9 protein-coding genes are annotated in these 6,807 nt (G+C 64.1%); 6 read left to right on the top strand and 3 right to left on the bottom strand.

Annotated elements, in window-relative coordinates; translation table 11 throughout:
- The first annotated feature begins 210 nt into the window (after nucleotides 1–210).
- Entirely contained in the window at nucleotides 211–453 is a 243-nt protein-coding gene (locus tag NDN16_RS13790; RefSeq protein ID WP_251114149.1) for a hypothetical protein, read from the top strand.
- 10 nt (nucleotides 454–463) lie between these two features.
- Here the strand turns inward: NDN16_RS13790 and NDN16_RS13785 are convergent, their stop codons facing one another.
- On the bottom strand, nucleotides 464–1,150 hold the full coding sequence (locus NDN16_RS13785; protein WP_251114164.1) for a FadR/GntR family transcriptional regulator: 687 nt from the start codon (nucleotides 1,148–1,150) through the stop codon (nucleotides 464–466).
- Between the two features lie 151 nt (nucleotides 1,151–1,301).
- Between NDN16_RS13785 and NDN16_RS13780 the strand changes: the two genes are divergently transcribed.
- The 4 genes from NDN16_RS13780 to NDN16_RS13765 all read left to right on the top strand — a co-directional run bounded on the left by NDN16_RS13780 (nucleotide 1,302) and on the right by NDN16_RS13765 (nucleotide 3,670).
- Nucleotides 1,302–1,478 carry a YegP family protein gene (locus tag NDN16_RS13780; protein ID WP_251114148.1) on the top strand — a complete coding sequence of 59 codons (177 nt, stop codon included), beginning with the start codon at nucleotides 1,302–1,304 and terminating at the stop codon, nucleotides 1,476–1,478.
- Between the two features lie 92 nt (nucleotides 1,479–1,570).
- Nucleotides 1,571–1,888 (top strand): hypothetical protein, encoded by a 318-nt coding sequence (locus NDN16_RS13775; protein ID WP_251114147.1) that lies wholly within the window; start codon nucleotides 1,571–1,573, stop codon nucleotides 1,886–1,888.
- Nucleotides 1,889–2,103: 215 nt separating this feature from the next.
- The gene (locus tag NDN16_RS13770; RefSeq protein ID WP_251114146.1) at nucleotides 2,104–2,427 is read left to right on the top strand and encodes a YnfA family protein; all 324 of its coding nucleotides are present in this window, start codon (nucleotides 2,104–2,106) and stop codon (nucleotides 2,425–2,427) included.
- Between the two features lie 145 nt (nucleotides 2,428–2,572).
- On the top strand, nucleotides 2,573–3,670 hold the full coding sequence (locus NDN16_RS13765) for a glycosyltransferase 61 family protein (protein ID WP_251114145.1): 1,098 nt from the start codon (nucleotides 2,573–2,575) through the stop codon (nucleotides 3,668–3,670).
- An 18-nt stretch (nucleotides 3,671–3,688) separates the two neighbouring features.
- Here the strand turns inward: NDN16_RS13765 and NDN16_RS13760 are convergent, their stop codons facing one another.
- Entirely contained in the window at nucleotides 3,689–5,005 is a 1,317-nt protein-coding gene (locus tag NDN16_RS13760; protein WP_251114144.1) for an aspartate aminotransferase family protein, read from the bottom strand.
- Between the two features lie 106 nt (nucleotides 5,006–5,111).
- Between NDN16_RS13760 and NDN16_RS13755 the strand changes: the two genes are divergently transcribed.
- Complete coding sequence (locus tag NDN16_RS13755; RefSeq protein WP_251114143.1) at nucleotides 5,112–5,948, top strand: LysR family transcriptional regulator; 837 nt, start codon at nucleotides 5,112–5,114, stop codon at nucleotides 5,946–5,948.
- Nucleotides 5,949–5,957: 9 nt separating this feature from the next.
- On the opposite strand, the gene NDN16_RS13750 is transcribed toward NDN16_RS13755, so the two are convergent.
- Nucleotides 5,958–6,731: an SDR family oxidoreductase gene (locus NDN16_RS13750; RefSeq protein WP_251114142.1), complete on the bottom strand. Its 774-nt coding sequence runs from the start codon at nucleotides 6,729–6,731 to the stop codon at nucleotides 5,958–5,960.
- Nucleotides 6,732–6,807 lie beyond the last annotated feature (76 nt).

Below are 6,807 nucleotides of genomic sequence, written 5' to 3'. Positions count from 1 at the left end.
AACAACCAAAACACACAACAATCACAATAACCCCGCTCCAACGCGCGGGTTTTGGCGTTCGGCATGTGCCTGTGTGTTATTCGCGGACCGGGTCGGCGGGAAAACGCCATCTACCTATTACGGCGATGAGGCGAGATGCCACATTCTGCAGTTGTCATCATATGAAGTATGTCAATTTCAAATTGGCAATTCATCTAACGTGCAGGCTACATGGTTCACTCTCTGTCTGGGCGGTCCTTCGACGGCCGCGCAATTCTCAACTGGGTTCCGGATTACGCCGATCTCGCCTGTCTGCCCGGTGCAGGTATGGCTGCCGACGCGATCGAGCGCGGAGTAGGGGAACTCCTTTCCCGTTCGGTCTCGACCATGGCGCTGACGGATGCCGTGGAGCGGCTGTTCCGCGAAGAGCGCGAAGCCTTGCTGGCCGCGTTGGCAAGTATTCCGCTCGCCTGAACCCGTGCGGTCAGGTCTCCCGTTCCCAACGCCGCAGTGACGCCAGAAGGTGCGCCGCCATGTGCCCTGAAGCGCGCAGGCTATCGCGCGCCTCCATGGCGTCCACGATCTGGACATGTTCCTCGTAAGCCGAAAGCCAGCTTTGACGATTGTCGAAATGCTCGCGGTACTGCGTAAAGATCGGGCTGAAGCGCGCTTCGAACATATCGCCGACAAGTCGGCTCAGCACGCTGTTGCCGGACAGGCTTGCGATCTCGATATGGAAAATGCGGTCATTGTCCAGCGGGTGGCGGTGCGCGTCGATATCGACCTCCATCGCATGTAACAGCCCGCGGAGGCGCACGAAGTCCTGCGGCTGGGCGCGCGCGCATGCCATGGAGACAGCCGCCGTCTCGATGGCGATGCGCGCCTCCATCAGGTCGTTCGGGCTGTCGCCGTGCGGCTTGGTGGGTGTCTCGGGAGCGCCGAGGTAATAGATTCCCGAGCCCATGCGGATATCGACCGTGCCTTCGATCTCAAGGGCAATCAGCGCCTCGCGCAGGGAAGGGCGCGATACGCCGATCTGTTGGGCAAGATCCCGCTCGGGCGGCAACCGGCCTCCTTCCCGGATCCCCTTTTCCGCGATCAGGCTGCGAATCTGGTCCGCGACCTGCTGGTAGAGGCGCCTTTGTTCGGTCGGGGCATTGGAAGTCGACATGTGGCCCTCGCATTGGAATCGCGAGACCAGACATGACGGATCGTCGGTACGCTTGTCCAATGAATCCACGACGGCCTCTTTAAGGACGCGCGTTGACAAGGCGTGACCGCCGATCGAAACTCCCCGCTGTGATTGAAAAGTGGGGGCGGGCATGGCGCACAAGTTCGAGGTGTACAAGGACGGCAAGGGCGAGTTTCGCGTGCGGTTCAAGTATAATTCGGAAGTCATCTTCTCGACGGAGGGATACTCGTCGAAGGCCGGAGCGCATCGGGCGATCGAGTCGATAAAGAAGTATGTCGCGGACGCTTCCGTCGAGGACCAGGAGTGAAAGCTCACTCGGTGTCCGCAGCTTGAAGTTGAGACCGCGCAGAAGCTGCGGTATCAGGCGGCACGAATGAGCGTGTTTCTGGAGCAGCGTCTATGAGAGCGGAGAAGGTCGCCGGGCTTCTCAACGAGTTCGTGGAGAGCCGGGACCTGAAGAATCTCACCTCTGCGGAAACCGACGAACTCGGGGGTATCTTCGATGCGCTTCTGGCCGCGCGGGTGGAGACCAACGGTGACGCCGAGACGCTTCTGGCATGGCAGTCGGACCTGCTCCAGGCCTTGATCCTGGCAGTTGAGCGAGGCCGCCTGAGCGTGGAGCCGCTCGACGTGCTTCGCTATTCCGTCGAACTGGCGGAAAACGTCATCGCGTATCTGTCGAAAGGCAATCCGGCGGCGCTCGAGCGTCCCGGCTAGTTCGCATCCGGATCGCCGTAGTCTCAAACCATACCGAAGCCCAGCAATGCAACAGCAAGGACCAGGCTGGTGAACAGTGTCTGTTGTATGGCCATGACATCCCCCTTGTCCATGCGCCTGTCCCGATTTGGCCGCCTTTCCGCCATGGATGTCAACGTCATTCGGTTCGTGCGTCGTCGCGCCGCGCTCCGTACCCCCGCCTCTCGGAGCGTCTGGTGACCATCCTGCCCATCTACGTCGCGGCAGCACTGGCAGAGATCGCAGGATGCTTCGCCTTCTGGGCATGGCTACGGCTGGGCAAGAGCATTCTTTGCGTTCCGGTCGGCGTCGTCTGTCTAGCGGCCTTCGCATGGTTGCTGACCCTGGCTGAAACCGAAGCCGCCGGACGTGCCTACGCGGCCTATGGCGGTATCTACATCGCCGCCTCGCTGGCATGGCTCTGGTTTGCCGAGGGGCTTCGCCCCGACCGCTTCGATATGATGGGCGGTGCGATGGCACTTGCCGGTGCGGCCGTGATCTATTTCGCGCCGCGTGGATAGAATTGCACGGCCTCTTTCGGATGATGCAACGCAGCATGCCCATCCGGATGGCCGATGGCCGATCCTCTTGGGTGAATTGCCGTTTGGGTGCCCGAAGCGTAACGTCCCCGCAATCCAAGGCACCGAGCCCCTGCTGGAGGTGGCTGTGTATTATCAGCGCCCGATCGTGAACTACCTGCGCAGACGGCTGGCCGGAGGTCTGGCGCTGGAGGCCGCGTCCGTGCGGACCGAGGTCGTCCAGCCCGCCGAGACGGAATGGAGCGCCTGTCCGGCCGTCCACCTGCCCGGCCAGCTCGAGCGTGCGACAGCAGCCGTCGAGGGCCATGGCAACCTTGCCGGCGAGCTTTCGGCCTGCCGGCCTGGCCTCGTCACCCACGCTGCGGTCATCCGTTACACGTTGCGCGACGCCGTCGTTCATGCGGCGGGTTACGACGTGCCGGGCCATGCCTTCCGCGCCGCAAGCGGAAGCCTGCCTCTGATCCGTACGAAGGGCGCCGTACGCTCCGACAGGGCGCTCTATTGCATGAGCGCCGTCTCACGTCGCTATTTCGGCCATTGGCTGCAGGATGCCTGCGCAACGGCCATGCTGGGCGCCGGCGAGGATGCGCTTCTGCTGGACGATCGCCCGGACTGGCCCCATGCCGGCGAATATCTTGCCGCGTTCGGTCTGCGGCCAACCGTGGCGCCAAGCGTGCGGGTGGGGGAACTGACGGTCTATCAGGACCACGGGCAAGGTACATCCAAGCGAGAACGCTACCAGCGCATGCGGGCGATGCTGCGCGATGCCATGCCTGCTTCGAGCGCGGGCCCGTCGGCGGTCTATCTGCGACGCGGGGCCACCGGCACGGCGCGGGTGATCGAAAACGACCTGGCCATCGGCGAGGCATTGGCCAGTCGGGGGTTCGACGTTATCGAGCTGGATGGCGCAAGCGCCGCCTTCCTGCATGGCCGGCTGCGCGATGCATCCGTCGTCGTCAGCATGGACGGCAGCCACCTCAACCATATCTACACCGCCGCCAGGCCCGGCACCGCGATCCTTTCGTTCGTCCCGGCGGACAGGTTCACCGCCACGAATGCCGGCTATGCCCGTGCAGCCGGCATGCGCTTCGGAGTTCTGGTCGCGGCGCGTGCGCCCGGCGGCTACCGCGTCGACGAGACCGACCTTCTGAAGACACTGGACCTCCTCATGGCAGCGTCGGCCACGGAGCCCGAGCCCGTCAGGCACGCCGCCTTCGCCCACTGACGGCACCGGCATTCCGGCTCATGCGCCGGCATCGCCGACGACTGCGCCGATGGACTGCGACATGATATCGAGGCCGAGGTCGATCTCTTCTGCCGAAACGGTCAGCGGAGGCGCAATCCGGAAGACGCCGCCCATGCCCGGCAGCTTGACGATGTTCATGCTGAGCCCGCGCCTCATCGCCTCGTCCATGATCGCGGCGCCAAGCTCGAAACCGGGTGCACGGCTGTGCCGGTCGGTGACGATCTCCAAGCCCAGAAGCAGGCCCCGTCCACGCACGTCGCCGACGCACTCGAAGCGCTGCTGCAGCGACCGAAGGCCGGCTTCCAGTTGCGCGCCACGCCTGCGCGCCTGCTCCACCAGCCCGTCCCGGGCGACGACGTCCAGTACCGTCACGCCGACAGCGGCCGGAAGCGGGTCGGACACGTGAGTGGTGTAGAACAGGAAGCCCCGCTCGAAGGCTGCCTGCTCGATCTCGGGTCGCGTCATGACGGCCGCCAGCGGCATGCCCGCGCCCAGCGTCTTGGACAGCGTCATGATATCCGGCGTCACTCCGTCGCGCTGGTAGGCGAACATGTCGCCCGTGCGTCCGACGCCTGTTTGCGCCTCGTCGAGGATCAGCAGCATGCCGCGCTCCTCGCATTTGCGCTTCAGCGCGGCGAGATATCCGAGGGGAAGTTCCAGTATGCCGCCACTGGACAGGATCGGCTCGGCGATGAATGCCGCGAGATTGCCGGTGGACTGCCGGTCTATCAATTCGAAGGCGTCGTCCAGTTCGCGCTGCCAGTCGACGCTTCCGTCGGCATGGGAGAAGCGCGGTCGGTAGGTGTTGGGGGCCGGAATGACGAACGATCCGGCGGACGCCGGCCCATAGCCCTTGCGCCCGGCACTGTAGGTCGCCGATGCCGCAGCGCCCGTCATGCCGTGCCAGCTCTGCGCAAAGGCGACGATCTCGTGCCCGCCCGTGACCAGCTTGGCCATGCGGATCGCGGCCTCGTTGGATTCCGCCCCCGTCGTCAGAAGCTGCACGCGCTCCAGCCCCGGCGCAAGGTCGGCCAGCCGCTCGGCGAGCTCGACGACCGGGCGCGACAGCATTCCGCTGAACAGATGCGCAACGGAGCGCATCTGCCGATCGACCGTCGCCACGATGTCGGGATGCGTATGGCCGAGAACCGCACTCATCTGGCCTGACGTGAAGTCCAGGATCCGCCGTCCGTCCGCATCGTGGACGAAGCTGCCCTCGGCACTTTCCACGATAAGGTTTTCGAAGCTCGGCCCGTATCGAGTCAGATGCTTGTCGGCGCTGGCCCAGAAGGCGGCATCGGAGTTCAGGGACATGGCAGCGGCCTTTCCTATTGCGTCGCAACAAGGGATAGGGCCGATTGCGGTCTCACGCAAATTGATAGTATTCGTTCCGGATATCGATGAAATCGATGGGCCGCCAATGCGTCATCTGGATCTGACATCCCTTTACAATCTGACGGTCGTCGCCCGCGCCGGTTCGATCAGCCAGGCCGCGCTGGAGGTCGGCCGCACGCAGTCGGCGCTCAGCATGCAGATGCATCGGCTCGAGGAGGCGATCGGCCAAAGGCTGCTGCATCGCGGCGGGTCCGGTGTGCGCCTCACCGCAGCCGGCGAGAAGCTGCTGGCGCATGCACAGTCGCTTCTCGCGCGACATGACGAGATCATGGCCGACCTTGGCGGAACCTCGCTCAAGGGGTTGGTGACATTGGGTTGTCCCGAAGATTATTCCATTGCGCTGGTACCGGATCTGCTGCGCAGTTTCTGCACCACGCATCCCGATGTGGCGTTGCGCCTTGTCTGCGCCCCCACCATCGAACTGCGGCCGATGCTGCATCGACGGCAGGTGGACGTTGCGCTCGTCTCGGTGCCGCCCGGCAGCGAGGAGGCTATTCGGCGCGAGGATTTCGTATGGGTGGCCAGCGAGCAGCGGCCCGCGATTCTGGAGCAGGAGTTCCTGCCGCTGGCACTGTCGGCGCCGTCGACCGCGGATTATCGGGCCGCCTGCGACGCAATGGAAGCCGCCGGCCGCCGCTATCGGGTCGCCTTCGCCAGCAACAGCCTTGCGGGCCTGATCGCCTTCGCGCGGTCCGGCCACGCAGTCAGCGTGTTGACCCGGATGGCCGTGCCGCCCGAACTGTCCATCGTGGCCGAGGGCCTGCCGCCGCTGCCGGCGATCGGCATTTCGGTCGCCTATTCCGAAGACAGGCCCTCCACCGCCGCGAGGGCCTTGGGCGACCATGTCGCCGGCATGCTGTAGGGGCGCGTCCTACTTGGTCGTATACCCGCCGTTGACCAGGATCGTCTGGCCCGTCATCCACCAGCCCTCGGATACCATGAAGCGGATATAGGGGACGATGTCCTCGATATCGGTCAGTCCTGTTTTCGAGAAGGCGGAAAGCGCCGCTGCGGTCTTGTGGTAGGCCACTGCGTCTTCTCCTTCCGCCGGGTAGAAGAAGGGCGTGTCCATCGGGCCGGGGCCGATGGCGGTGACGGAGATCCCCCGCTCGCCGAACTCTTTCGACGCCGCGCGCGTGAAATGCTCCACGGGCGCCTTCGTGCCGGCATAGCTGGCATAGAAGGGCGTATAGGCGCCGAGCAGCGAGGTCACGAGCGTCACCAGCTTGCCATTGTCGTTGAGGTGCCTGCCCGCTTCCTTGATAAAAAAGAAGGCTGCCTTTGCGTTTACGGCGCTCATCTCGTCGTATTCGGCCTCGTCGATTTCGACGATCGGCTTCTTCAAGACCTTTCCGACGGTGTTTATGGCGATATCCGGACGGCCGATCGCTGCCACCGCATCGGCGAACAGTGCCTCTACGGCAGAGGTGCGCGTCAGGTCCGCCTGGAAGGCGATGGCTTCCGCGCCCGCCGCCTTGATGGCTGCAACCGTCTCGTCGGCCTGTGGCTTGCTGGAGGCACTGTTGTAATGGATGGCGATGGCTTTGGCGCCATGGGCAGCAAGATCACGGGCGATCAGGCCACCGAGATTCTTGGCGCCCCCGGCGATGATGACGGTCTTCCCATCGATGGCGTGGTGGATCATGGCTGCCTCCTTGCCGATTGAACCATGCGAACCTATCGTCTGACGTCAGGTGATAAAGCCGTCGTCTGGAGCAACA

The sequence above is a fragment of the Aureimonas altamirensis genome (genome assembly GCF_023702225.1).
GTDB classification, from domain to species: domain Bacteria; phylum Pseudomonadota; class Alphaproteobacteria; order Rhizobiales; family Rhizobiaceae; genus Aureimonas; species Aureimonas altamirensis_B.
The sequence above is the reverse complement of the archived record's forward strand: the minus strand, read 5'-3'. Positions and strand labels throughout refer to the sequence as shown.